Annotated in this window: 22 protein-coding genes; 13 read left to right on the forward strand and 9 right to left on the reverse strand. The window is 63.5% G+C overall.

What is annotated here, in order from left to right; translation table 11 throughout:
- Positions 1-72 precede the first annotated feature (72 nt).
- A complete protein-coding gene (locus AB7008_RS03500; protein WP_014490400.1) occupies positions 73-705 on the forward strand; it encodes a J domain-containing protein in 633 nt (210 codons plus the stop codon).
- On the opposite strand, the gene AB7008_RS03505 is transcribed toward AB7008_RS03500, so the two are convergent.
- Together AB7008_RS03505 and AB7008_RS03510 are read right to left on the reverse strand one after the other, a co-directional pair.
- Positions 702-1,748, reverse strand: a complete 1,047-nt coding sequence (locus tag AB7008_RS03505) for a sensor histidine kinase (protein ID WP_304492469.1) — start codon at positions 1,746-1,748, stop codon at positions 702-704. The two genes, AB7008_RS03500 and AB7008_RS03505, sit on opposite strands and share 4 nt — an antisense overlap.
- Before the next feature lie 185 nt (positions 1,749-1,933).
- Entirely contained in the window at positions 1,934-3,037 is a 1,104-nt protein-coding gene (locus tag AB7008_RS03510; RefSeq protein ID WP_441258432.1) for a citrate synthase/methylcitrate synthase, read from the reverse strand.
- 79 nt (positions 3,038-3,116) lie between these two features.
- Here AB7008_RS03510 and AB7008_RS03515 point away from each other — a divergent pair, with 79 nt between their 5' ends.
- Entirely contained in the window at positions 3,117-4,328 is a 1,212-nt protein-coding gene (locus tag AB7008_RS03515; RefSeq protein WP_014490397.1) for a citrate synthase family protein, read from the forward strand.
- Between the two features lie 29 nt (positions 4,329-4,357).
- Here the strand turns inward: AB7008_RS03515 and AB7008_RS03520 are convergent, their stop codons facing one another.
- A complete protein-coding gene (locus tag AB7008_RS03520) occupies positions 4,358-5,017 on the reverse strand; it encodes a DedA family protein (protein WP_441258433.1) in 660 nt (219 codons plus the stop codon).
- 293 nt (positions 5,018-5,310) lie between these two features.
- Between AB7008_RS03520 and cobS the strand changes: the two genes are divergently transcribed.
- The 8 genes from cobS (at position 5,311) to AB7008_RS03560 (ending at position 14,605) form a co-directional block, all read left to right on the forward strand.
- Entirely contained in the window at positions 5,311-6,309 is a 999-nt protein-coding gene (gene cobS, locus AB7008_RS03525) for a cobaltochelatase subunit CobS (protein ID WP_014490395.1), read from the forward strand.
- A 3-nt stretch (positions 6,310-6,312) separates the two neighbouring features.
- A complete protein-coding gene (locus tag AB7008_RS03530; protein WP_028159558.1) occupies positions 6,313-6,723 on the forward strand; it encodes a GNAT family N-acetyltransferase in 411 nt (136 codons plus the stop codon).
- A complete protein-coding gene (gene cobT, locus AB7008_RS03535; protein WP_014490393.1) occupies positions 6,720-8,627 on the forward strand; it encodes a cobaltochelatase subunit CobT in 1,908 nt (635 codons plus the stop codon). The genes AB7008_RS03530 and cobT overlap by 4 nt, the downstream gene beginning before the upstream one ends.
- Positions 8,624-9,694, forward strand: a complete 1,071-nt coding sequence (locus tag AB7008_RS03540) for an esterase-like activity of phytase family protein (RefSeq protein WP_304492471.1) — start codon at positions 8,624-8,626, stop codon at positions 9,692-9,694. Before cobT ends, AB7008_RS03540 begins: the two co-directional genes overlap by 4 nt.
- 108 nt (positions 9,695-9,802) lie before the next feature.
- Entirely contained in the window at positions 9,803-11,614 is a 1,812-nt protein-coding gene (locus tag AB7008_RS03545) for a hypothetical protein (protein WP_304492472.1), read from the forward strand.
- A gap of 65 nt (positions 11,615-11,679) precedes the next feature.
- The gene (locus tag AB7008_RS03550; RefSeq protein WP_441258434.1) at positions 11,680-12,426 is read left to right on the forward strand and encodes a hypothetical protein; all 747 of its coding nucleotides are present in this window, start codon (positions 11,680-11,682) and stop codon (positions 12,424-12,426) included.
- A 300-nt stretch (positions 12,427-12,726) separates the two neighbouring features.
- Positions 12,727-13,839, forward strand: coding sequence for an NADH:flavin oxidoreductase/NADH oxidase (locus AB7008_RS03555; RefSeq protein WP_441258435.1), 1,113 nt, complete (start codon positions 12,727-12,729; stop codon positions 13,837-13,839).
- Between the two features lie 358 nt (positions 13,840-14,197).
- Positions 14,198-14,605 (forward strand): hypothetical protein, encoded by a 408-nt coding sequence (locus tag AB7008_RS03560; protein ID WP_028159553.1) that lies wholly within the window; start codon positions 14,198-14,200, stop codon positions 14,603-14,605.
- A 57-nt stretch (positions 14,606-14,662) separates the two neighbouring features.
- Here AB7008_RS03560 and AB7008_RS03565 read toward each other — a convergent pair whose 3' ends face one another.
- Positions 14,663-14,908, reverse strand: coding sequence for a PilZ domain-containing protein (locus tag AB7008_RS03565; RefSeq protein ID WP_014490387.1), 246 nt, complete (start codon positions 14,906-14,908; stop codon positions 14,663-14,665).
- Between the two features lie 308 nt (positions 14,909-15,216).
- Positions 15,217-16,551 carry a T6SS phospholipase effector Tle1-like catalytic domain-containing protein gene (locus AB7008_RS03570; protein WP_441258436.1) on the reverse strand — a complete coding sequence of 445 codons (1,335 nt, stop codon included), beginning with the start codon at positions 16,549-16,551 and terminating at the stop codon, positions 15,217-15,219.
- Positions 16,552-16,827: 276 nt separating this feature from the next.
- Here AB7008_RS03570 and AB7008_RS03575 point away from each other — a divergent pair, with 276 nt between their 5' ends.
- Positions 16,828-17,385: a hypothetical protein gene (locus tag AB7008_RS03575; protein WP_244464240.1), complete on the forward strand. Its 558-nt coding sequence runs from the start codon at positions 16,828-16,830 to the stop codon at positions 17,383-17,385.
- A gap of 389 nt (positions 17,386-17,774) precedes the next feature.
- Here AB7008_RS03575 and ftsZ read toward each other — a convergent pair whose 3' ends face one another.
- Together ftsZ and AB7008_RS03585 are read right to left on the reverse strand one after the other, a co-directional pair.
- Entirely contained in the window at positions 17,775-19,037 is a 1,263-nt protein-coding gene (gene ftsZ, locus AB7008_RS03580) for a cell division protein FtsZ (RefSeq protein ID WP_441258437.1), read from the reverse strand.
- A 51-nt stretch (positions 19,038-19,088) separates the two neighbouring features.
- Complete coding sequence (locus AB7008_RS03585) at positions 19,089-19,640, reverse strand: hypothetical protein (protein ID WP_441258438.1); 552 nt, start codon at positions 19,638-19,640, stop codon at positions 19,089-19,091.
- 199 nt (positions 19,641-19,839) lie between these two features.
- On the opposite strand from AB7008_RS03585, the gene AB7008_RS03590 reads away from it, so the two are divergent.
- Together AB7008_RS03590 and AB7008_RS03595 are read left to right on the forward strand one after the other, a co-directional pair.
- Complete coding sequence (locus AB7008_RS03590) at positions 19,840-20,385, forward strand: very short patch repair endonuclease (protein WP_441258439.1); 546 nt, start codon at positions 19,840-19,842, stop codon at positions 20,383-20,385.
- Complete coding sequence (locus tag AB7008_RS03595; RefSeq protein ID WP_441258440.1) at positions 20,372-21,499, forward strand: DNA cytosine methyltransferase; 1,128 nt, start codon at positions 20,372-20,374, stop codon at positions 21,497-21,499. Before AB7008_RS03590 ends, AB7008_RS03595 begins: the two co-directional genes overlap by 14 nt.
- On the opposite strand, the gene AB7008_RS03600 is transcribed toward AB7008_RS03595, so the two are convergent.
- On the reverse strand, positions 21,496-22,161 hold the full coding sequence (locus AB7008_RS03600; RefSeq protein ID WP_441258441.1) for an MAE_28990/MAE_18760 family HEPN-like nuclease: 666 nt from the start codon (positions 22,159-22,161) through the stop codon (positions 21,496-21,498). The genes AB7008_RS03595 and AB7008_RS03600 overlap by 4 nt on opposite strands.
- Positions 22,158-23,234, reverse strand: coding sequence for a DUF262 domain-containing protein (locus AB7008_RS03605; protein WP_441258442.1), 1,077 nt, complete (start codon positions 23,232-23,234; stop codon positions 22,158-22,160). Before AB7008_RS03605 ends, AB7008_RS03600 begins: the two co-directional genes overlap by 4 nt.
- Between the last annotated feature and the right edge of the window lie 187 nt (positions 23,235-23,421).

Genomic DNA, 23,421 nt, shown 5'->3' on the forward strand with positions numbered 1-23,421 from the left:
TCGGCTGCGGGTTCCCAGCTAATTGCAATGTCAAGACTTGAAGGTTTTTGCATTGCGTAGTCAAAGTCAGTCATGCCGATCGATTCATCAAAGTTCTTCGACTCCATCCGGGTCAAGCCGAAAGGCAAGCAGCCGGAAGTGAAGCCGCGCGACGCCGTGGTCAATTGCGAATGGGCCGGGTGTCAGAACAAGGGCGCGCACCGTGCGCCGAAGGGCCGCGAGAACCAGCGCGAGTACTGGCACTTCTGCTTGAACCACGTGCGCGAGTACAACCAGAACTACAATTTCTTCTCCGGCATGAATGCCGATGCCGTCGCGCGCTACCAGAAGGATGCGCTGACCGGCCACCGCCCGACCTGGAAGATGGGCGCCAATGGCGGCAAGAAGGGTGCGGAAGCCGAGATCGACATGGCGTCCGATCCGTTCAGCATGTTCAGTGAGATCAACGGCCGCGCGGGCTGGCGGAAGGGTCCGCAGGCCGAGCCCAAGGCCGAGACGCGCAAGGTGATGAACGCCGAGCGCAAGGCGCTCCAGGTCATGGGCCTCGGCCCCGATTCCACGCTCGCCGACGTCAAGAGCAAGTACAAGGCGCTGGTCAAGCAGCACCACCCCGACGCCAACGGCGGCGACCGGTCGACCGAAGACCGCCTGATCGAGATCATCAAGGCCTACAATTATCTGAAGACGGTGGTCCGCGAGGCCTAGGCTACGCCTTCCGGGAAGGACAGTTCGCAAACCAGTCCTTCCGGCTTCCACTGCCGGGTAATGGTTCCGCGCAAGGTCCGGATGATGCCGTCGACCGCGCCGATTCCAAAGCCCTTGCGCGTCGGCGCCTCGTTGACCCGAGGACCGCCGCTCTCCGACCAGTGCAGCACGAGAGGCTCTGCACCATTGGTCTCCCAGCTGATCTCCAGCCGGCCCGAAGGCCTCGACAGCGCGCCATACTTGGCGGCGTTGGTGGCGAGCTCATGCAGCGCGACTGCGATCGACTGGGCCAGCGTAGGCGGCAGGCGGACGTCGTCTCCCGCGATCGTGATCCGCTCGCCGTCCCGGCTTGCGTACGGCCGGAGTTCCTCCTCGACGATGGTCTTCAGATTCGCGCCGGTCCAGCGCGAAGCCGAAAACAGCCTCTGCACGTTGGCAAGCGCGCTGAGCCGGCCTGCAAACACGGTCTGGAACTCTTCTGCGGTATCCGCCTTGGTCAGCCGCAGCATCGCCTGAGCCACCGCGAGCAGGTTGTTGGAACGATGATCGACCTCGGAGGTGAGGAGCATCATCCTCTGCTCGGCCTGCTTGCGAGCCGTGATGTCGACCAGCATGTTCACCGCGCCGATCAACCGGCCGCGTTCGTCGCGCAGCGGCGTCGGATATGGCATGAAGCAGATCCGGGAGCCGTCCGGCCGTTCGGCCACGGCCTCGACGTCGCGCACTGGTCGGTTCTGCTTGAGCGCGATCGCCATCGGGCATTCAGCGTGGGGAAGCACCGTGCCGTCGGGCCGATACAGCTTCCAGGTCACGCACCACATCTCGCCGATCTTCGGCGTGCGTCCGGCAAAATCGATGCAGGCGCTATTGAAGAAGGTGATGCAGCCTTCCGCGTCGGTTGTGTAGATCGCGGCCGGCAGAGCCTGCAGCAAGTCGCGGAATCGTCTTTCAGAATCCGTGCCGGCCTCGGTCCGGTTGGCGGCATAGCCGGCGGCGATCTCGCCAATCCTGGCCTCGTCCGACTGTCCAAACAGGTCCAGCATTGGAATCTTGATCCGAGGGGGCTCACGGTTAAGTCCCCAGACCCAAAGATGTTCCAAGGTCGTCGCCTGGACCGTGCGCGCGTTCTCGCAATGACCATCTCGCGCGACGGCCCGGCCGTGTCATCGTGCGTCCGGGCGAGGCACGACAGCGCGGCGAACGGCCCGGCTGTCGTGCGCCTTCTGCCCTATTCGCCGGAAGCCTTCGGCATTTCCCCCACATATGACGAGCTCGGCCGGATCAACCGCCCCGTCCGCTGTTGCTCGCGCGCATGGGCGGTCCATCCCGCTGCACGCGCCACGGCGAAGATCGGCGTGAAGGCCTGGCGTGGAATGGCGAGAGCATCGAGCAGAATCGCCGTGAAGAACTCCACATTCGTCTCCAGCGGCCGGTCCGGATTCTTCTTGCGCAGCGCGCTGCGGATATAGGCCTCGACCTCGCCGGCAAAGGGTAGGTCGGCACCGTCCGCCGAAAGCCGCCCGATCGCGGCCTTGAGCACGTCGGCGCGCGGATCGCGCACGCGATAGACGCGATGGCCAAAGCCCATCAGCCGCTCGCCGCGGGCGAGTGCCGCATCGACCCATGGCTTGATGCGTTCGCTGGAGCCGATCGCATCGAGCATTTCCAGCACCGGCTCCGGCGCGCCGCCGTGCAAGGGGCCGGTCAGCGCGCAATATCCGGCGGTGACGGCGGCAAACAGATCGGCCTGCGTCGAGGCCACCACGCGCGTCGTGAAGGTCGAAGCGTTCATGCCGTGATCGCAGACCGTGACGAGATAGGCGTCCAGCGCCGCGACCTCACGCGGCTCCGGTGAGGCGCCGCGCAGCATCCGCAGCGTATCGGCGGCGTGGCTCGCATTCGGATCGGGCGCGACCGGCTCCAATCCCTTGGCACGACGGACCAGCGCGCCTGCGATCACCGGAAACGCGCCGACGATCGTCGCCTCATGTTCCAGCCCGTTCTCCGCGCGCAGGCCCGCGACCGCCGCGCGGAACCCGTCGACGATGCCCATGCCGCGTGTCGCCGGCAACAGGTCCGGCAACCGCGCGAACGCACGCTCGCGCGCCGCGCCCAGGCTCGCCCGCACATTGGCTTCGCTCAGCGTGGTCTTGCTGGCGCCGTTCCAGAGCCGGGCGGTGACGCCCTCGAAGCTCGACTGGCTTGCGAGGGTGCCGACATGCTCGCCGGCGATGATCAGCTCGCCGCGCTCGCCATCGACGTGGCTCAGCACGGTCTCGGCCGCGGGAACGCCGTCCAGCCCGATCTGGCTTTTGGTGAGGTGGATGTTCATGACCCAATCTCCTTTGCACTGCACCAGGAGAAAATCAGGCCTCTCGACAGATTGATCAATCTTGATTACATAAATCAATATGAATAATTCCGAGGAGCTCTATCTGTCGGCCCGGGAAGCTGCCGCCGAGCTCGCGATCTCGCCGGCCACGCTCTATGCCTATGTCAGCCGTGGCCTGATCCGCTCCGAGCCGACGCCGGATTCGCGCAAGAACCGCTATCGGGCCGAGGACGTCCGCGCCCTCAAGGAGCGCCGGGTGCCGTCGCCGGAGCCGCGTGGCTTGCGCAGCTTCGATGCCGACCTGCCTGTCATGGACACGGAGATCTCGACCATCACCGAGGAGGGCGCGATCTACCGCGGCGTCAATTGCGTCGATCTCGCCGAGAACGACACGCTGGAGCACACGGCGACGCTGCTGTGGGACGTCTCCGACGTCGATCCCTTCACGCCGGACAATCAGCCCCAGATCTCCGACGAGATGCGCGCGATCGCAGAGGCCGCGCGCCGCGCCGCGCCGATCGACCGTGCCATCGCAGTGCTGGCGCTTGCGACCAGCGCGGACGCGCGTGCCTACACCCGCGCGCCCGATGGCCGGGCGATGGTCGGCGGGCGCATTGTCCGCCTCCTGGTCGCGACCATGCTCAACGCCGAGCCATCATCCGAGCCGCTGCACCAGCAGATCGCGAAGGCCTGGGCGCCTGACAACAAGCACGCGCCCGACCTCATCCGCCGCGCTCTGGTGCTGCTCGCCGATCACGAATTGAACGCCTCGACCTTCACCGCGCGCTGCGCGGCATCGACCGGCCTCAACCTCTATGACTCCGTCATCGCCGGCCTCGCCGCGTTGAAAGGGCCGAAGCATGGTGGCGCCGGCGTGTTGGCCTCGCAGCTCGTCAAGACGCTGATCGATCGCGATGTCGCCCCGATGGTTCGCGAGCGCGTCGCCCTGGGTGAGCGCTTTGCCGGCTTTGGCCACGGCGTCTACAAGCGCGGCGATCCCCGCGCGCAGTCGCTGCTGAACGCGCTGGCGCGTGCCGGCGCGCCGCGCAAATTCACACGCGAAGTGCCGGAGCGGATCATTGAAGCCACCGGCGAGCTCGTCAACATCGACTATGCGCTCGCCGTCCTCGTGCACGCGCTGCGCCTGCCCTTAGGCAGCGAGCTCGCGCTGTTCGCGATGGCCCGCAGCGTCGGCTGGATCGCGCACGCCAGCGAGCAATTGCAGTTCGGCAAGCTGATCAGGCCGCGCGCAAGGTATGTGGGGCCGGCACCGGGGCGGCGGGCTAGTTAGATCTCTCTGCGAGCGCGTCGTCCCCCGCACTAACCCCGCGGCTTGGACGTCGCGACGAGGCCGTTCTGCCGGCGGCGGTAGTACCAGATGCCAAGGCCGCCGATGATCGCCACGGCGACTACCATCAAGATCCAGATGTGCTTGAACGGATGCCCATGGTGCGGCACGCCGAAATATTGGTGGAGGGCCGATACCGCCAGCACGCCCGGCAGCACATGCGCGGGAGCCCAGAGCAGGATCGCCGGGATATTCACGGCATAAAACTTTGCGGGGGTCATCCCCAGCGCTCCGGCGGTGACGGGCACGAAGGCGCGGATCGGCGGAACGAAACGGGCGAAGAACACGGCCCAGGCGCCGAAGCGGCGGAAGAAGCTTTCGCTCTCGGCAACCACGCGCGGATAGCTGGTCAGCGGCCAGGTATTGAGGATCTCGCGCTGCTGCCGGTGCCCGATCCAGTAGGCCGAGCCGTCGCCCAGCACGGCGCCGATGGCCGCCGCCAGCAGCACCCATTGGAGCTTCAATTCCCCGCCTGGAACCAGCGCGCTCAGCGCCAGGATGATGGTCGAGCCGGGGATCACCGATCCCACCACCGGAACGGCTTCGAGCAGCGCGGCCAGGAACAGGGTCAGATAGGCGAGCCACGCATGGGCCGAAACGAAGGAGATGAGGGGATCGAGAAAGGACGTCACGTTTTCTTGGGGGGCTGGAGCATTGGGGTTCGGACCCTACATAAGTAGGAGCACGCGGTAAAAGTGCCATTCGCGTGGGCAGGTCACACCTCCCGCCTGAAATTCGAGCGTGATTCGCAAGGCAGCCCTCCAAAAATCGCGTTCCTTGCCTATCTAAATGAAAAGACAATGGAACTTTGATTGGGACGCGGGCTTCTGCCGGCACGTTGTCTCTGATAGGTTCGCAACCGCACCCAGCCGCAGCCAACGTGCAAATAACTGGTCTCGGGACCGCCCGGGGCCTCGGAGGATTGATGACGACCGCCGCCCTGTCCAAAGTTGAGGAAGTTTCCGGTTTGCCCGACATGAAGGTGTCGGTGCGCCAGGTGTTTGGGATCGACAGCGATCTCGAAGTCCCGGCCTATTCCGAAGTCGATCCTCATGTGCCTGAAGTCGATTCCGACTACCGCTTCGATCGCGCCACCACGCTCGCCATTCTGGCCGGCTTTGCCCGCAATCGCCGCGTGATGGTGACCGGCTATCACGGCACCGGTAAATCCACCCATATCGAGCAGGTCGCCGCGCGACTGAACTGGCCTTGTGTGCGCGTCAACCTCGACAGCCACATCAGCCGTATCGACCTCGTCGGCAAGGACTCGATCGTGGTCCGCGACGGCAAGCAGGTCACCGAATTCCGCGACGGCATCCTGCCCTGGGCGCTCCAGAACAACGTCGCGCTGGTGTTCGACGAATACGACGCCGGCCGCCCTGACGTGATGTTCGTGATCCAGCGCGTGCTGGAGGTCTCCGGCCGCCTGACGCTGCTCGACCAGAACAAGGTGATCAAGCCGCACCCGGCGTTCCGCCTGTTCTCGACCGCCAACACGGTCGGCCTCGGCGACACCTCGGGCCTCTATCACGGCACCCAGCAGATCAACCAGGGTCAGATGGACCGCTGGTCGATCGTCACCACGCTGAACTATCTCAGCCATGACGAGGAAGTGGAGATCGTGCTGGCCAAGGCCAAGCACTATCGCACCCAGGAGGGCCGAGACATCGTCAACAAGATGGTTCGCCTCGCCGATCTCACCCGCAACGCCTTCGCCAATGGCGATCTGTCGACGGTGATGAGCCCGCGCACGGTGATCACCTGGGCGGAAAACTCCGACATCTTCGGCGATATCGGCTTCGCGTTCCGGGTCACCTTCCTCAACAAGTGCGACGAGCTCGAGCGTCCCCTGGTCGCCGAGTTCTATCAGCGCTGCTTCAACGCGGAGCTGCCGGAATCGGCAGTCAACGTGGCGCTCAGCTGATCCATGCCAACCATCACCGTCGAGCGCACCATTGGGACCACCAAGAAGGCTGTGCTCGCCGGGCTCGGCGCCTATAACGACGAGAAGTTCGGGAAGCAGAAGGTCAAGAGCATCGCGGTCTCGTTGAAGGACGGCCGCAAGATCGCCGGCGGCATCGTCGGGCACCTCTGGGGCACGGTTCTGTTCATCCAGTATTTCTGGATCGACCAGAAGCAGCGCGGCAAGGGGTTTGGCACGAAGCTGATCGCGGCGATCGAGGACGAGGCAAGACGGCAGGGCGCGATCCAGGCCCATGTCGACACGATGAGTTTCCAGGCGCCGGGCTTCTATCGTTCCTGCGGGTACGAGGAGTTCGGCACCCTCAAGGGCTATCCCGGCGGCGTGACGCGCCATTCGTTTACGAAGTCGCTATGAGCACATCATCATCCAACTCCAAATTCCGTAACACCAAGGAAGCCCCGACCGAGCCGTTCAAGCGCTCGGTGGCCTCCTGCCTGAAGGCGATCGCGAAGTCGCCCGAGCTCGAGGTCAGCTTCGCGGCCGAGCGTCCCGGCCTCGCGCCCGGCAAGGCGCGGCTGCCCGAGCCGGCTCGCAAAATGACAAAACGTGATGCCGCGATCGTGCGCGGCCACGCCGACTCCATCGCGCTCAAGATCGCCTGTCACGATGCAAAGCTGCATCGCAAGCTGATGCCCGGCAATCCGCAGGCGCGCGGCGTGTTCGAGGCGGTCGAGCAGGCCCGCGTCGAGGCGATCGGCGCGCGCCGCATGGCGGGCGTTGCGAAGAACCTCAGCGCGATGCTCGACGATCATTTCCATCGCGGCAAGTTCGACGAAATCACCGACCGTGCCGATGCGCCGCTGGCGGATGCGCTGGCGATGCTGGTGCGTGAGCGCCTGACCGGCATGGCGCCGCCCACGGCGGCGAAGAAGATGGTCGATCTCTGGCGGCCCATTCTCGAGGACAAGATCGGCAAGCGGCTCGACCGGCTCGATGGCCTGGTCGAGGACCAGACCAGGTTCGGCGACGCCGTGCATGACCTGCTGACCGCGCTCGAACTCGGCGACGAGCGCAGCGCCGACAGCGAAGACAACGACGACGACGAGGAGAATCGCGACGGCGACAACGACCAGTCCGGCGCCGAAGGCTCGCCCGATTCCGATGCCGCGCAGGAGATGAGTGCCGACCAGGCGCAGGCCTCCAGCGAGGAGATGAGCGAGAGCGCGATGGAAAGCGCGCAGGCCTCGACCTCCGACACGTTCGACGACGGCGAGCTCGGCGACGACGAGACGCCGGGCGAGGCGACGCGTCCGAACGCGCACGGCAAGAACGAGCCGCGCGGGCCGGAATATCATGCCTTCGCGCCGAAATTCGACGAGGTCATCGCCGCCGAAGACCTCTGCGATCACGACGAGCTGGAGCGCCTTCGCGCCTATCTCGACAAGCAGCTCGCGCATCTGCAGGGCATCGTCGCCCGCCTCGCCAACCGCCTTCAGAGGCGCTTGATGGCGCAGCAGAACCGCGCCTGGGACTTCGACCTCGAAGAGGGCATTCTGGATCCGGCGCGGCTGTCGCGCGTAGTGACCGATCCCTATCACCCGCTGTCCTTCATGCACGAGAAGGAGGCGACGTTCCGCGACACCGTGGTGACGCTGCTGCTCGACAATTCCGGCTCGATGCGCGGCCGCCCGATCACCGTCGCCGCGACCTGCGCCGACATCCTGGCGCGAACGCTGGAGCGTTGCGGCGTCAAGGTCGAGATCCTCGGCTTCACCACGCGCGCCTGGAAGGGCGGGCAATCGCGCGAGGCGTGGCTTGCCGCCGGCAAGCCGGCCAATCCAGGTCGCCTCAACGATCTCCGCCACATCATCTACAAGTCCGCCGACGCCCCCTGGCGCCGTGCGCGGAAGAATCTCGGCCTGATGATGCGCGAGGGTCTGCTGAAGGAGAACATCGACGGCGAGGCGCTGGACTGGGCGCACAAGCGCCTGCTCGGCCGCCCCGAGCAGCGCAAGATCCTGATGATGATCTCCGACGGTGCGCCGGTCGACGATTCCACGCTGTCGGTCAATCCCGGCAACTATCTCGAGCGGCATCTGCGCCACATCATCGAGGAGATCGAGACCCGCTCGCCGGTCGAGCTGATCGCGATCGGCATCGGCCATGACGTGACGCGCTACTATCGCCGCGCGGTGACGATCGTCGACGCCGAAGAGCTCGGCGGTGCCATCACCGAGAAGCTCGCCGAGCTGTTCAGCGAGACCAACACCGCGCCCACGCATCAGGCCGGTCGCCCGCGACGCAAATTGCATTCGTGAGCACGCAATCGTCCCGCCGCAGCTTTCTTGGCCACGCGGCGGCGGGATTTTCCACTCTCGCACTCTCCCGACTGGCGCAGGCGCAGCCCACGACCGAGCCGCCGGCGCGCGCCGCGCAGATCGAGCACGCCGTCACCGAGGCTGTCAGCGTCGAGGTGAACGCGCGGCCGATTCCCAATTTCGAGCCGCGCGACCGCTCGCGCGTGCGCTTCGGTCAGCTGGAATATCGCAGCGGCCTGGTGCTGACCTCGCCCTATCGCGGCTTCGGCGGCCTGTCCGGCATCCGGCTCGATGCGAAGGGCGAGCGCTTCCTCGCGATCTCCGACCAGGGCGGCTGGTTCACCGGCAGCATCCGCTATTCCGGCGGCAAGATGATCGGGCTCGACGATGTCGAGGCGTCCCCGATGCTTAATTCCGAGGGCCGGCCGATCACGGAGAAGCGGTTCTGGTACGACACCGAGTCGCTCGCGCGCGACGGCAATGTCGTTTATGTCGGGCTCGAACGCGTCAACCAGATCCTGCGCTTCGATTTTGCGAAAGGTGGCACGCGCGCCCGCGGTGAGGTGTTGCCGACGCCGCCCGCCGTGCGCAAGCTGCCCTCCAACAAGGGGCTCGAAGCGATGGTCGTCGTGCCGAAAGGCCAGCCCCTGGCAGGCACCCTGATCGCCTTCTCCGAGCGCGGGCTCGACGCCGACGGCAATCTGGTCGCGTTCCTGATAGGCGGTCCGTCGCCCGGCCAGTTCAGCGTCCGCCGCACCGAAAAATTCGACATCAGCGACGCCGTGCTGCTGCCGTCCGGCGAGCTTCTCATCCTCGAACGCAAATTCTCCTGGTTCACCGGCATCAACATCCGCATCCGGTCGATCCCCCTGAAATCCATCGCGCCCAATGCGCTGGTCGACGGCCCTGCGCTGTTCGCCGCCGATCTCGGCCACGAGGTCGACAACATGGAAGGCATCGACGCCCACGTCACGCCCGAGGGCGAGACCGTTCTGACGCTGGTGTCGGACGACAATTTCTCGATGCTCCAGCGCACGCTGCTGCTGCAGTTCACGCTGGTGGAGTAGGCTCGTCCCCGCACGCGACGACGTTTCGGCTTGACCCCGGCAATTCGATCAAGACATGATCGGCGTGTATTTGATCGATTGTTAGCGCAGTGATTGACGGGGCGGCAGATGGTGCTGGTTCTCCTGATCGTTGTTTTCGTTCTGCTGTTTGTCTTGAGATATCTGAAGTTTGGCGCCATCGGCGGCGTCGAGGGCATGCCCGAGACGCCAGGCCGCAAGACGCTCGTCGTGTACGGCCCGCCGCTCGGCGGCAGGACGTCGCGGCCCGGCCTCGAAAAATTGGTGCGCGAGGCCTATCCCGACGCCGACATTCTCGTCCCGACCTACTGGCATCACTGGATGTCGAACGTCGATGCGTTCGAGCTCACGAGCCAGATTGAGACCGCGATCCGGGACGCCGACGAGAAGAACAAGATCGACGGCGCATACCAATATGAGAAGATCGTGCTGTTCGGTTACTCGACCGGCGGCCTGCTGCTGCGCAAGGCCTATCTCTGGGGGCACGGGCTCGATGACGACCGCAGCGTCCGGCACGGGCGGCATCCCTGGGTAGATCGGCTCGACCGCTTCGTGTCGCTGTCTGCGCCGAACCGCGGCTGGCCGAGCGACAAGCCGGAGCATCTCGACATCTTCCGCTACGTGATCGCCTATGTGTTCCAGCGTTTCGGCCGCCTGACCGGGACGGGCAGGTTCATCGAGAGCCTGATGCAAGGCTCGCCCTTCGTCTCCAACATGCGGGTGCAGTGGATCGATCTGTTTCGCGACGGCGCGGCTGCGCTCGGCGACCGCAAGCCGCTGATCATCCACCTCGTCGGCGACAAGGACGAGCTGGTCGACCGCGACGACAGCATTGACCTAGAGGCGGGGACAGGCGCCAACGTCATGATCAAGACGCTGGAGAGGCTCACGCACGCGGAGATATCGGAGAACCTCTACCGGGACGGCGCCTCCGCGCTGAACCCCACCGGCGAAGCCATTCGTATGGCCCTCGTAACGCAGCCCGGAGCGTTTCCGGCTTATTGGGCCGACCGGGTCGGCGCGCTCCAGACCGACGACCAAATCACGCAGCTCATCTTCATCATGCACGGCATTCGCGACGAGGGCACGTGGCCGGCCGAGGTCAAGCGATCGATCGAAGCCCAGATCGGTGATGCCGCGGCGCACGTCAAGATCATCCCGCCGTTGTACCGGCGCTTTGCCATGCTGCCGTTCCTGCTCTACTGGGATCGCCAGCACAATGTGCGCTGGTTCATGGACCAGTATACCCAGGCGAGGGCGATGTATCCGAAGCTGGAACACGTGGACTTCATCGGCCACAGCAACGGCACCTACATCCTTGCCAGCGCGCTGCAGCGCTATCCCGTGCTGAAGGTGCGCAACATCTTCTTCGCCGGCAGCGTCGTTCCGGTGCATTACGACTGGGCCGGGCGGATCGCGGACAGGCAGGTGACGGGTCGTATCTGGAACGTCTGTGCCGACTTCGACTGGGTCGTGGCGATTTTCCCGCAGTTCTTCCAGCAAATTTCTGACTGGCTGGGGATCCAGAAATCCCGGCCGGGGCTGCTGGACATCGGCTCGGCCGGCTTTCGCGGTTTTCGCGAGAACGTCGCGACCGCCGGGATACTGAGAAATCTGAAATACATTTCCGGCGATCATGGCGCTGCCTTCGAGCCGGCGATGGTTGATCCGATCGCGACCTATGTCAGCCAGAATCCCGCGATTGATTTTGTCGCGCGCTGGCGTCCCCAGGACAGGCCGGAGCCGAGGGGCCTGGAGCGCGCCTCGAATCTGAGCTGGCTGATCTGGGGAGGAGGCCTTGTTGGGATCGTGGTGATAGGCGCGATATTCCTCCACCTCGCGGGCTGGCTCGGGTTGCTGGGCTTTGTGGTTGTGCTGCTCGGCCTTTTGACGACGTTCTGAGAAGGCGCTGTGGAAGCTGTGCTTCCCGCCGTCAGCTGCTGCAATCCATGCTGATGGAGCGACCGATGATCCCGCGGGTTGAACATGCGTCCGGCTTGCCGCGACACAACATCATGCCCCTCCGCCGCGCCGTCCTCGCCCTCATCCTCACGCTCGCTGCATCCTCGCCGGCCTTCGCCACGGCCGAGCATCGGTATGGAAAGAACGAATACGCCATCATCCAGGGCGGCCGCGCGCCGAACGGGAAGCTGTCCGTCGCAGCCCATGGCGGCGGCGAGTCCGGGAGCGAAGGCTTTCGCATCTACCTGATGGCCGAGCCCGGCCATCGCCGCCTGATGACGCTCGACAATGTCGACGACGACAACATTCTGGACTCGGCGCCGGATGCCTTCCACGCCGCCTGGTCGCAGGATTCGCGCACCGTCGCGGTCTCGTTCCGCAGCGAGCGCCATATCGTCACGCTCAACATCTACGCCGTCGACGGTACCAGGGCGAAGCTGCTCGATGGTCCCGACCTGTTCCGCGACGCCACCGGCCGCAGCGTCGACATCAAGACCGACGGCGACATGCGCACATCCGTGCCCGCGCTGACATGGCAGGCGCCGCGCCACTTTCGCCTCACCGAGTACCGCGTGTTCGTGCTCGACGACACCGCGCTTGCCGACAAGCTCGGGCCGCTCGGCAAGGCCAGCAAGCGCGACGGCGGCGGCAACACGATCCAGTTCTCGGCCGAAGCCGATGGCGAGCTGCTGCCCGACGGCCGCATCCGCATGGGCAAGCCCGTGCCGGGCAGGTTCGAGGAGCTGGAGTAGGGGCCTCAAATTCGATCGTCGTCCCGGGGCGTGCAACGCGCGAGCCCGGGACCCATAGCCACAGGGAGACGTTTGGCGAAGATTCGTGGTTATGGATCCCGGGCTCACGCTTCGCGTGCCCCGGGATGACAGCGGAGTTCCTGGCAAGCGGCCGAGGGGCGTCTCCGCCTTGTGATGATATGACGCGCGCAATGCATGGCGCCGCGGGCGGGCATGTCCGCCGCGCAACTGGCAATTCGCCGTAGGGCCACTAAACTCCATGCAATCGCTTCCATTCCTCCATCCCCCGGAACTCCCCGCATGAGCGCCCTGTTTTCCCCGATCAAGCTGCGCGGCCTGACGCTGAAGAACCGCGTCGTCGTGTCGCCGATGTGCCAGTATTCGGCCGACGACGGCGTCGCCACCGACTGGCACTTCACCCACATCAACAATCTCGCGCTGTCGGGTGCGTCGATGTTCTGCATCGAGGCGACCCATGTGGAGGCGATCGGGCGCATCACGCCGGGCTGTCTCGGGCTCTACAACGACGCCTGCGAAGCCGCGCTGAAGCAGATCCTCTCCTCCGTGCGCAAGCATTCCTCCACGGCCATCGCGATGCAGCTCGCCCATGCCGGCCGCAAGGCCTCCAGCGCGCGGCCCTGGGACGGCGGCCAGCTCATTCCGCAGAGCGAGGGCGGCTGGCAGACGGTGGCGCCGTCGGCGTTGCCGCACAAGGAAGGCGAGGCCGCGCCGCTGGCGCTCGACGCCGCGGGCCTGAAGCGCATCCGTGACGCCTTCGTCGACAGCGCCAGGCGCGCTGCGAGGCTCGGCATCGACGCGATCGAGCTGCACGGCGCGCACGGCTATCTCATGCATCAGTTCCTGTCGCCGGTCTCCAACAGGCGCACCGACGAATATGGCGGCTCGCTCGAAAACCGCATGCGCTTTCCGCTGGAGATCTACGACGCGGTGCGTGCCGTCTTCCCGCACGACAAGCCGGTCGGCATGCGGGTGTCGTCGACCGACTGGGTCGAGGGCGGCTGGGATCTGGCGCAGACCATCCAATTCGCCAGCGCGCTGAAGGCGCGTGGCGTCGACTGGATCGATGCCTCCTCCGGCGGCGTCTCGCCGCTGCAGAAGATCCCGCTCGGCCCCGGCTATCAGGTGCAGTTCGCCGAGGCCATCAAGCGCGAGACCGGATTGCCCACCATCGCCGTCGGCCTGATCACCGAGGCCAAACACGCCGAGGAGATCGTGGCATCCGGCAAGGCCGACATGGTCGCGCTCGGCCGCAGCTTGCTCTACGATCCCCGCTGGGGCTGGCACGCCGCGGCCGAACTCGGCGGCGAAGTCGAAGCCCCGCCGCAATACTGGCGCTCGCAGCCGTCGACGCAAAAGGCGCTGTTCGGCAAGACCACGTTCGGGGCGAGGTAGGGCGTGACGGGGGCGCTGCAATCACAACTGTCGTCCCTGCCTGGTGCGCAATTGCACACGGGGCGCAGGGACCCATACCGCGTGATCTCACCATGGCGCGCGGTATGAGTTGCCGCTGCACAACTTGGACTTCGAGTCTTCGCCAAATCTCTCCCTGTGGTTTCGCGACGAGCGCAAGCGCTCGCGCGGGGGTCCCGGATCTGCGCTTCGCTTGTCCGGGACGACGATGGTGGGTGCCGCGCGGGCCATCGTCCCCTCACTATCCCGCGCCCTCACGCATCCGTAACTCTCCTCACCTTCCACGCACCGCAAAACTGGCCTACCCTCCCGCGCACCCAACTCCTCAGGGAGGCCCGCCATGCGGTTTCGTGTTCGCAAGACTGCCCACGTGTTCGAGCGCGTGGGTCTCGCGATGGCAGGCGCGGCGTGCGGGCTGTTCGTCGGCGCCTATGTGGGATCTGCGATCGCCCCGCTCACCACGCAGGGTTTTCTGCTGCTGATGATGCTGCTCGGCATCGTCGGGTTCTATCTCGGCATCGACACGCCGCAACTGCCGTTCGACGACGCGCACAGCGCGATCGACGCCGCGGAATTCCTCAGCGCCGCCGGCACGCTCTGCGCCACGCTCACCGCGCTCGCCTCCGTCGCCGTCATCGTGCTCCGTCTCGAGCCGCACCTGGCGTGGACCTGGCTCGCTTTGTTCGGCTGGATCGCCGGCGTCGCCATGCAGATCGTCGCCGGCACGAAAGCCAGGATGCGGGCGTAGCTTTCTTTCTTACCCTCCCCCTCCAGGGGAGGGTAAGTGTGCGGCTCGCTATTCTTCCTAAAACACCACGCCGACCCGCGAGCCGCGCTTCCAGGCGATGCGGCAGCGCTTCTTGGTGTTGACGTGCAGCAGCTCGAACCTGTCGGGGATATTCACCTGCCCGCCGAGATCGACGCAGGCGCCGCCGGGCGAATAGTCGATCAGCGTGCAGGGAATCACCGGCGCGCGCGGGTCGGTGATGATCTTGGCCTGGCGGGACACCAGCCCGGAAGGTTTGACGCGGGCATGTCGGCGCGGATGCATTGGCACTCTCCTCCAATTCCGCGGACGGCGCGGGTGGTCTTGAGCGGCATGATGGAAAAGAGTTGATGCGATCCGACTAAGGCCGGCCTGAGAATTTTAATGAAAAGTAGCAGCGAACGCAGAAAGCGCCGGTAGCGGGGTGCCCACCCTCCCCTGGAGGGGGAGGGTCGGCTCGCGTCGCGGAGCGAGGCGAGACGGGGTGGGGTGACGGTCTCTCCACCCCCAACAGTGCCCGCGTGGAGAGATCACCCCACCCCGCCCGCGCTGCGCGCGATCGACCCTCCCCCTCCAGGGGAGGGTAAGTGCCCTCACGCTGGCTCCGCCTCCGTCGTCTCCGCCACCTCCGCATGCGGCCTCACCGGCATCGGCACGGTCACATAATCCTTCGGCAGGTTCACCGGCCGGTAGCCCGGCTCCACCGCCATGCGCTTCAGCACGCTCTCGTGCACATGGGCGCCTTCGGGGATCACGCGCGGCTCGCAATCGGGGATGTAGAAGCCCAGAAAAACCTTCCGCTCCGGCCATTCCCGGTACTTCGCGCTCTTCGGCAGATACTCCAGCACGCGCCAGGCGGCCGTCATCGAATTGTGCAATTCGCCCACCTTGCCGGTGTATTCAGGCGCGACATAGGTGAACTGCGAGTTCTTGCGCTGAACGCCCCAGGCGAGCTGGTTCACGGTGCGCGGGTTGAAGTTCAGCCCGGCCTTCGCGGCCTCCTCGATCATCCAGATCAGCGGATATTTGGACTCTCCGCTTTCCGCCTCCGGATAGCCGCCGCCGACATCGCAATGCACACCGGCGAACCACACCTGCAGAATGTCCTGCGGCTCCTTCTTCTCGTCGGGCACGTAGCGGTTGCTCCAATAGTCCTGCGGCTCCTTGTAGGCTTTCAGCCGGAACATGCAGCGCCGCTCGTCGATCGCGATCGCCTGCCGGAAGATCTTCACGCTCGGATCGCGCAGCGTGAAGGCCAGCTCCTCCAGGCTCGGCCAATAGAGACGATCGGCACGCGGCACGATCACGCTCGCCACCGTGTCCCAGACACCGACGAAGTGGATGGTTGGCCAGCGCGACGAGGTGATGCGCGCGAACTGGGTTGCAAGATCGAACTTGCCCGTCGGCAGCGGTCCCTGGTCGTCGACGGCGATGTCCTTGAGGTCCTCGACCTCGTTGCCGCGTCCGGTGCCGGAAAATTGCTTGTAGGCGATGAAGCCGCTCCCGGCGAGGTTCGCCTGCTCCGGCGAGATCAGGCCGATCTTGTGGATCAGCCCCGCCAGCACCCGCACGGTATAGGCGCCGCGCGAGAACCCGAACAGATAGATCCGGTCGCCTGGCGCATAATGCTCGACCAGGAAGCGATAGGCCGCGAGCACGTTGTCATCGAGCCCGTAGCCGGTGGCGAGCCCCAGCACCAGCTTGATGTTGGACTTCCAGCGGCCCCACGTCGACGGCTCCGTCATGGTGCCGACGCCGGGATCGTAAAACACCATCTGCCGCGGCTGCGTCTTGTCGGTCTTGCGCAGGCAGCGATAGAGCTTCAGGACGTTGGAGATGTTCTCCGAGATCTCGTTGCCGGTGCCGTCACAGCAGATGACGAGATTTTTCGGCTCGGTTTTGGATTTGTGCTGGTCGTCGTGCCCCACGGTATGCCCCTCCCGGTGATGCTACCGGGGCGAGTATAGCGAAAACGGATGGCTGCGAGGAGACGAAGTCGGCGTCGGCGGCATGGTGCCTCATTGCCCCATCATCTGTTGACATTAACCACCTGTTAACCATGTCGTCGCCTAATGAGGACGGTGGGGGTCACCATGTCGGCCCATATGACGCGACCGAAACTGATGCCTTTTTCGGCCGATCCAGCCTTTGGTTCGCTCGACCGGCTGGCGGTTCGCGTTACGGCTGTCCTACGGAGCAAAGCCATGTTCGGGAAGGACGATCTAGTGGACAATCTCAGCCGCGATCTCGATCGTGCGCGCCTGCGACGCGATGCACTCGCATCCGAAGCCACGACTCTCACGAATCAGATCGCCGAAATCGAAGCCCGCCTTTCGGAAGAGAAGACCAGGCGGGAGCGTGATCGCGTCCTGGGCGAGATCGAAGCGATCAGAACGCGAATCAAGCAAGCCGCCGGCGCGTTTGCACCCGTCGTCGATGGTCTCTCCAGGGCGATCGAATCGGCCTCGGCCGTCGTGCCGGAGGCTCGCGAGCTCAACAGTTTTGTCGTGTCGGTGGCGACCGAAATCGACAGCGTGCTCGATCCCCTGTTGCGCGAACTCGATCAGCGCGCCGATGCGGTGCGGGCAGGACAGGCCGTGCTGGACCTCCCGCGATCGGGCAGTGAAGCGCCCATCGTGCCGCCCATCGAGCCATCGAAAGACAGCATCGATCGCCTGCTTCGTTTCCCGGCATGGCTGTCTCGCGACAAGGAGCCGGAGAAAAAGGAACCAGCGGAGACCCCGCGCAGCACGGCCGCGTGAACGCGGTGGTTGGTTTCCTTGCGGCGCATCCTTCGAGACGCCCGCCCTCGGCGGGCTCCTCAGGATGAGGACGCGTTCTGCGGCGAGATATCAGACCCTCATGGTGAGGAGCCCGCCTAAGCGGGCGTCTCCGGACGATGCTACGCATCGCCGGGCGAAACATGCAGGCCGAACCCATCCGGCAGCTTCCAACAGTCATGTGCGATAACCCTCACGGGGCAATCGCATTTGGTCCTAGTGAGCTGAGTGCGATGCCTCTACATCGTCATGGCCGGGCTTGTCCCGGCCATCCACGACCTTTCCGATGGCACGAAGAACGTGGATGCCCGGGACAAGCCCGGGCATGACGAGTTTGTGGCCCCGGCTGTGCCGAACCACGATGCGACCGCTCAATTAGCCGAGCGGCGCAGGAAGGCCGGGATATCGAGAAGGTCTTCGTCGGCGATATTGCGCGGAGCGGCGCGGCCGTAGGGATCGAGCGGCTGTTGAGCCGCGCGGCGCGCATATTCCGGATCTGGCCTTGCCGGTTGCCCCTGCGGGTGGCGCGCCGCCGGGCGGAGCGGCGGGCTTTCCACCTGCGGAAGCGGCGCACTGCGCTGCTCGATGCGATCGGCGATGCGGCGGCTGTCGTCGCGTAAGCGGCCGGCGAGCTGCGTGAGCGGGGTTTCCGCCGGTCGCGCCAGGAGCGCCGGGTCGACATTGTCGATCCCGGTCGCCACCACCGAGACGCGGACGATGCCTTCGAGGCTTTCATCGAACGATGCGCCGACGATGATGTTGGCGTCCGGGTCGGCCTCGTCGCGAATCCGCGTCGCGGCCTCGTCGACTTCGTACAGCATGAGATCCTTGCCGCCGGTGATGGAGATGATGAGGCCGCTGGCGCGCTTGATCGAGGGGTTCTCGATCAACGGATTGGAGATGGCGGCCACGGCGGCGGCGAGCACGCGCTTCTCGCCGGAAGCCTCGCCCCGTCCCATCATGGCCTTGCCCTTCTCCCGCATCACGGAGAGAACGTCGGCGAAATCGAGATTGATCAGGCCTTCCTTGACGATGAGGTCGCTGATGCAGGCCACGCCCGAATAGAGCACCTGGTCGGCAAGGGCAAAGGCATCGGCGAACGTGGTCTTCGCGCTGGCCACCCGGAACAGGTTCTGGTTGGGGATGATCAAGAGGGTGTCGACCGTCTTCAGCAGCTCCTCGATGCCGGCTTCGGCGAAGCGCATGCGGCGCTGGCCCTCGAAATAGAATGGCTTGGTGACCACGCCGATCGTGAGGATGCCGAGCTCGCGCGCGGTCCTGGCGATGATGGGGGCGGCCCCCGTGCCGGTGCCGCCGCCCATGCCGGCCGTCACGAACACCATGTGCGCGCCGGTCAGGTGATCGCGAATCGTATCGATGACCTCCTCGGCCGCGGCGCGTCCGAGTTCGGGCTGCGACCCGGCGCCGAGGCCCGCGGTCACCTGCGTGCCCAGCTGGATCAGGCGCGGCGCCTTCGACATGGCAAGCGCCTGCGCGTCGGTATTGGCGACGACGAAGTCGACCCCTTGCAGCCCGGCGGTGATCATGTTGTTGACGGCGTTGCCGCCGGCGCCGCCGACCCCGAATACGACAATGCGCGCCTTCATCTCGCGAATATCGGTCATGCCAGTCATTCTGTCCTCGCGGTTGCCCCGGCGGCGGGGGAAAAGAGAAAGGTTCGAGTGCTATCTGCGGGCCGCGCGGTCTGCTTGCACGATCGCAGCGGCCAGATGTCCCAATCGACGCGCGGCTCCCGCGGTCGCGCCGCCATCCCGGCGACCGGCCCGTAAGTCAGCCATTTCGTCTTCCAGTCGTGCCGCCCACGCATTGGCCGCCGTCGTCTCGGCGGCCGCCTGCGTCAGCTCGGCGGCGAGGCGATCGGCGCGCTCGCGCTCGCGCTCGAATACGGCCCTGTAGGCGGCCGCGACCTCTTCGAGCCGCGCGATCTCCGCCTTGAAGGCCGCGATCTCCAGGGCGTTTTCGAGCGAATCTCGTTGGGACGGAAATGGCTCCAATGCCTCGACCTTTGCCAGGGAGGCATCGATGTGGTCCGCCCGGCGGGCCCGCCGTGGGCGGGGCGTGTAGCGGAGTTCGGAGAGATCGACGCTCACCAGCGCCTTGCCGTCCTCCGACCGCGAGCGCGGCCAACGGCGACGTCTGGCAAGTGAACGCGCGGCCTCGCGCGAGATATTGAGGCGGGCACTGAGATCGGCATACGTCAACAACGCAACGCACATCGGCGCTTCTCCTGGAGCGAACCGGGAAGGCATTTCGAGCTAATGATGGCTGGACGATTAGCGCAGGCTAGGCTGCGTTGGTTAACGGACGGTTAACGCGGGAGGGGGGGCAGTGCCCGGCGTGCGATGGCGAGTGTGACGCAAAGCGCGCGGCCACTATTCCGAGTTGGTTCCCTGTACAAGGTTTCCCTCGCGAACAATGCTGAAAGCATTGGCGAATCCACGATCTTCGTTTAACGATGAAGGATGGTTGGAACCTCACTTCTTGGCTGATATTGTTTCTAAAGCAAAGCGGTCGTCGATGATGGCGGCCGTTCGACAGCGCCACACTAAGCCGGAATTGAATCTTCGGCAGGCGCTGCATCGCGTCGGCCTTCGTTATCGGCTTCATCGGAAGGATCTGCCTGGAACTCCGGACATAGTCTTTGTCCGGTCGCGACTGGCGGTATTCGTTAACGGGTGTTTTTGGCATCGGCATTCCAATTGCCCAAAGGCGACTATGCCGAAGCTTCGAGCAAGCTTCTGGCGAAACAAGTTCGAGCGCAATGTGGCCCGAGACCTTCGAGCACAGGCTCTGCTGCGAGCCATGGGCTGGAAGGTCGTCGTCGTCTGGGAATGCCAGGTCAAGAGTAGTGAATTGGCGTCAAAGGTTGCCCAGCGTTTTTTGCGCGCGCGTCGCACTCCAAGGGGCTTGCACAAACGAGGACAGCAAGAAGGGAAACGGAAGAGAAATGCGCGTCGTTAGCCTCTTTAGCGGTATAGGGGGTTTCGAGCTCGGACTAGCACGTGCTGGTTTCGATACAATTTTGATGTGTGAGAGCGACCCCTTAGCTCGCTCCGTGCTTCGTCACCGTCTTCCCGACATCCCTATCCGAACGGATATCCGCACGATTAAATCTCTTCCGGCCTGCGAAATTTTGACCGCGGGTTGGCCGTGCCAAGACTTGAGCCAAGCGGGCAGAACTGCCGGAATCACTGGAGATAGATCGGGTCTAATTTCGGAAGTTTTCAGGCTCGTAGGAACGGCCAAAACAAAACCCGAATTCATTCTGCTTGAGAACGTTGCTTTCGCTCTTCATTTGCAGGGAGGAGCTGCGCTCAAGTTTGTTACGGCCAATCTGGAGAAGCTGGGCTACAAATGGGCCTACCGAATTCTGGATAGTCAGCAATTTGGGATTCCTCAAAGAAGGAGGCGGCTGTTTATTCTTGGATCACGGAATCTTCCACCGGAATCCATTCTTTTCCGCGGTGTCTTCACGGCCAAACCTCAGACGCCGCAATATCCAGAGCAATACGGGTTCTATTGGACCGAGGGTAATAGAGGTTTGGGATGGTCGCCGGAGGCCGTTCCGCCCTTGAAGGGTGGATCCGCTCTTTCCATTCCTTCTCCCCCCGCGATATGGAACAAGAATGCTCACTCCTTCATTACACCTGGAGTTTCCGACGCTGAGCGAATGCAGGGCTTTCCTGCCGATTGGACGGACGTGGGCGTTCTAAAGAAAGATAAAAAGAGAGCCAGATGGAAGCTGATCGGCAACGCGGTCAGCGTACCGGTCGTCGAGTGGATCGGCAGATCGATAGCAGAGAAAATCTCAACGCCCATTCACGTCGAGCAAAAGAGTCGCAGTAGTAAAATAGCGGTCGCGGCTTTTGGTCAGCCCGGTCAGCAGCCCATCTGCCTTACCCCTGACTATGAAGGGCCTGAGGCGCCCAACGTGACAAGTCTCCGTGAATTTGAACTGAAGAATGCGAATGAGTTGTCGCTACGCGCCGCGGCGGGCTTCCTGTCGAGGATCGAGAAGAGTTCGCTAAAAACGCATCCAGCATTTATTCCCGACCTTCGAGCTTTCGTTAGCTAGTGCTTGTAGACCCGCCCTAGTTCATATCGTCCCATCATCCTAATGAAGGAACACATAAAACTCCGAACGCGATCCAGCTTGTCTGCGATGTCGGAAACCGAATAGTTGCCGCCGATACTCTCGAATGTTTCTTCGCCGTGCGCCAACTCATTTCGGGCGGTTTTGATTGTCAATAGATCTGATCCTCCCAACGTGTTTCTTGGTGGTCGCCACCCAGGGTTACCGATGTCGCGCGCAAATCTTATCAGCTTCTCGTGGTCTATATTTCCCGAGAAAGGGACGCTCTCATCCTTGTTGAGCCAAGTGATCTTGCCCGGGACAAATTGAACGAGCTCGTCCATCAGGTTGGTATGGTTCACGCCATCCTGTAGCTTCTTTTTGAAGTGAGTGTAGACGATGTCTTTTTGCCAGTATGCGATCAGTTCGTGAAATAGGATGCTATCCGCCTGCATCTGTTTTCGAACGCTGATGATCGTTTCGCGAGTGGCGAACTCGACGCAGTTGTAGATCATGATAAAAGCGGCCGCCCGGGAGGCTGCCAGTGTCTCGGCAGCTCTATAGAAGCCTCTGCCGGGAGTTCGGTGACGGTCCTCAAGCTCTCTCAGAGATCTGAGATAGTATGATACGCCCGCGATTCTTGATCTAAAAGCAGCTTCGATCATTCCTGATTCAGTAGCCGTTCTTTGACATAATTTATTCGGTCGCGTAGGCGCGGTCCGCTGTTACTTGCGTCGGTGCGGACGAGAGAATTGAGAGGTTGTCCGAAAAACCATTCTGCATGTCCGTTGAACGAAAGGCCCGGCTTCGCACGAAGAGCGAGGCATGTGCCGACAGCGACAGCTTCAAACCGCACTCGTGGAAGCGCTCCCCCTTTGCCACTCCGATAGAATGCCGTCGGATAATTCGAGTGGATAAAGGCCATCGTTGTATTGAACTCTTGGCGCTTCGCTTGCACTTGCGCGACAGTGATTGTCTTGTTCAGCTTTATGACGTGCAAATCAAGGAAACGCCGCACGTCGTGTCTGAATTCGGTGTAGTGATCGGAATAAACAAAAAAGCGAGTGACCAGTTCTTGCCGTTCACTCTCTGGATCCGCCGACTTCGCTATTCTCGGTGAAAGCTCCTTGAAAACTGCTGTGCCTGCGCACTCAAGAATCAGATCCAGGAACGGGCCGCGGAACGCGCCCTTCCGAATCTCTGCGTCATGTAACGTCTTGCCGGTAGTATTCAGTCGCCTGAAGAGTTCGATCCGAGTGCTCTCATCGGTGCCCTCGTCGAGCACAAAGGATCGAATAGGCGTGTTGTATAACCGCTTCTGAATCGTGGTCGGCAGTTGGGAATATTTTAATCCGCTCAGAACGTCTAGTTTGTCCAATTCACCCAACGCGAACTCGTCGTTCGCAAAGCGCGCGAGCGTTCGCACTCTTTGCGAACCATCCACGATCTCCAGTCGACCCTTCACGTCGTAGAGAAAGATTGGAGGAATCGGAATCCTGAGGATAACGCTCTCGATAAAATAGGATTGGGCCTGATCGGACCATCGGAGCTTCCTCTGATACTCCGGAATGTAGATGTCTCCCTCCTGCTGCGGTTCCTCTCTGAACTTCTGGACCAAAAGTTCAACCGGATAATCCGTAACCAGGTATCTAGCTTCGCGACGCGCTTCTTCGACTACGGCGACCATTTCATCGTCGGAGGGATGGAAAGGTAACTCGGGAGAATTTTCGTCGACCATGCAAGCTCCTTGCGGCGCGGCATCCAAGCGCAACCATGGGTGGTTGGTCAATTGATCTTAGGAGGCGCCTAACAGGGAAATGGCGAACCAAAAAAAATTCTTTGATCAGGCCCACAAACAAAAACGGCCGGATCTTTCGATCCGGCCGCAACGCAACTCTACTGGCTAAGCCTACGCCACGCGACGC

Origin of the sequence: Bradyrhizobium sp. 521_C7_N1_3, from assembly GCF_052075975.1 — a bacterium.
In the GTDB taxonomy this organism is placed as follows: Bacteria; Pseudomonadota; Alphaproteobacteria; order Rhizobiales; family Xanthobacteraceae; genus Bradyrhizobium; species Bradyrhizobium japonicum.

What these genes read in the sequence shown, in the direction of transcription:
- AB7008_RS03500 (WP_014490400.1), top strand. Translation starts at nt 73, where the DNA reads ATGCCGATCGATTCATCAAAGTTCTTCGACTCCATCCGGGTCAAGCCG.
- AB7008_RS03505 (WP_304492469.1), bottom strand. Translation starts at nt 1,748, where the DNA reads ATGCTGGACCTGTTTGGACAGTCGGACGAGGCCAGGATTGGCGAGATC.
- AB7008_RS03510 (WP_441258432.1), bottom strand. Translation starts at nt 3,037, where the DNA reads ATGAACATCCACCTCACCAAAAGCCAGATCGGGCTGGACGGCGTTCCC.
- AB7008_RS03515 (WP_014490397.1), top strand. Translation starts at nt 3,117, where the DNA reads ATGAATAATTCCGAGGAGCTCTATCTGTCGGCCCGGGAAGCTGCCGCC.
- cobS (WP_014490395.1), top strand. Translation starts at nt 5,311, where the DNA reads ATGACGACCGCCGCCCTGTCCAAAGTTGAGGAAGTTTCCGGTTTGCCC.
- AB7008_RS03530 (WP_028159558.1), top strand. Translation starts at nt 6,313, where the DNA reads ATGCCAACCATCACCGTCGAGCGCACCATTGGGACCACCAAGAAGGCT.
- cobT (WP_014490393.1), top strand. Translation starts at nt 6,720, where the DNA reads ATGAGCACATCATCATCCAACTCCAAATTCCGTAACACCAAGGAAGCC.
- AB7008_RS03545 (WP_304492472.1), top strand. Translation starts at nt 9,803, where the DNA reads ATGGTGCTGGTTCTCCTGATCGTTGTTTTCGTTCTGCTGTTTGTCTTG.
- AB7008_RS03550 (WP_441258434.1), top strand. Translation starts at nt 11,680, where the DNA reads ATGATCCCGCGGGTTGAACATGCGTCCGGCTTGCCGCGACACAACATC.
- AB7008_RS03555 (WP_441258435.1), top strand. Translation starts at nt 12,727, where the DNA reads ATGAGCGCCCTGTTTTCCCCGATCAAGCTGCGCGGCCTGACGCTGAAG.
- AB7008_RS03560 (WP_028159553.1), top strand. Translation starts at nt 14,198, where the DNA reads ATGCGGTTTCGTGTTCGCAAGACTGCCCACGTGTTCGAGCGCGTGGGT.
- AB7008_RS03565 (WP_014490387.1), bottom strand. Translation starts at nt 14,908, where the DNA reads ATGCATCCGCGCCGACATGCCCGCGTCAAACCTTCCGGGCTGGTGTCC.
- AB7008_RS03575 (WP_244464240.1), top strand. Translation starts at nt 16,828, where the DNA reads ATGTTCGGGAAGGACGATCTAGTGGACAATCTCAGCCGCGATCTCGAT.
- ftsZ (WP_441258437.1), bottom strand. Translation starts at nt 19,037, where the DNA reads ATGACTGGCATGACCGATATTCGCGAGATGAAGGCGCGCATTGTCGTA.
- AB7008_RS03585 (WP_441258438.1), bottom strand. Translation starts at nt 19,640, where the DNA reads ATGTGCGTTGCGTTGTTGACGTATGCCGATCTCAGTGCCCGCCTCAAT.
- AB7008_RS03590 (WP_441258439.1), top strand. Translation starts at nt 19,840, where the DNA reads ATGCTGAAAGCATTGGCGAATCCACGATCTTCGTTTAACGATGAAGGA.
- AB7008_RS03595 (WP_441258440.1), top strand. Translation starts at nt 20,372, where the DNA reads ATGCGCGTCGTTAGCCTCTTTAGCGGTATAGGGGGTTTCGAGCTCGGA.
- AB7008_RS03600 (WP_441258441.1), bottom strand. Translation starts at nt 22,161, where the DNA reads ATGATCGAAGCTGCTTTTAGATCAAGAATCGCGGGCGTATCATACTAT.
- AB7008_RS03605 (WP_441258442.1), bottom strand. Translation starts at nt 23,234, where the DNA reads ATGGTCGACGAAAATTCTCCCGAGTTACCTTTCCATCCCTCCGACGAT.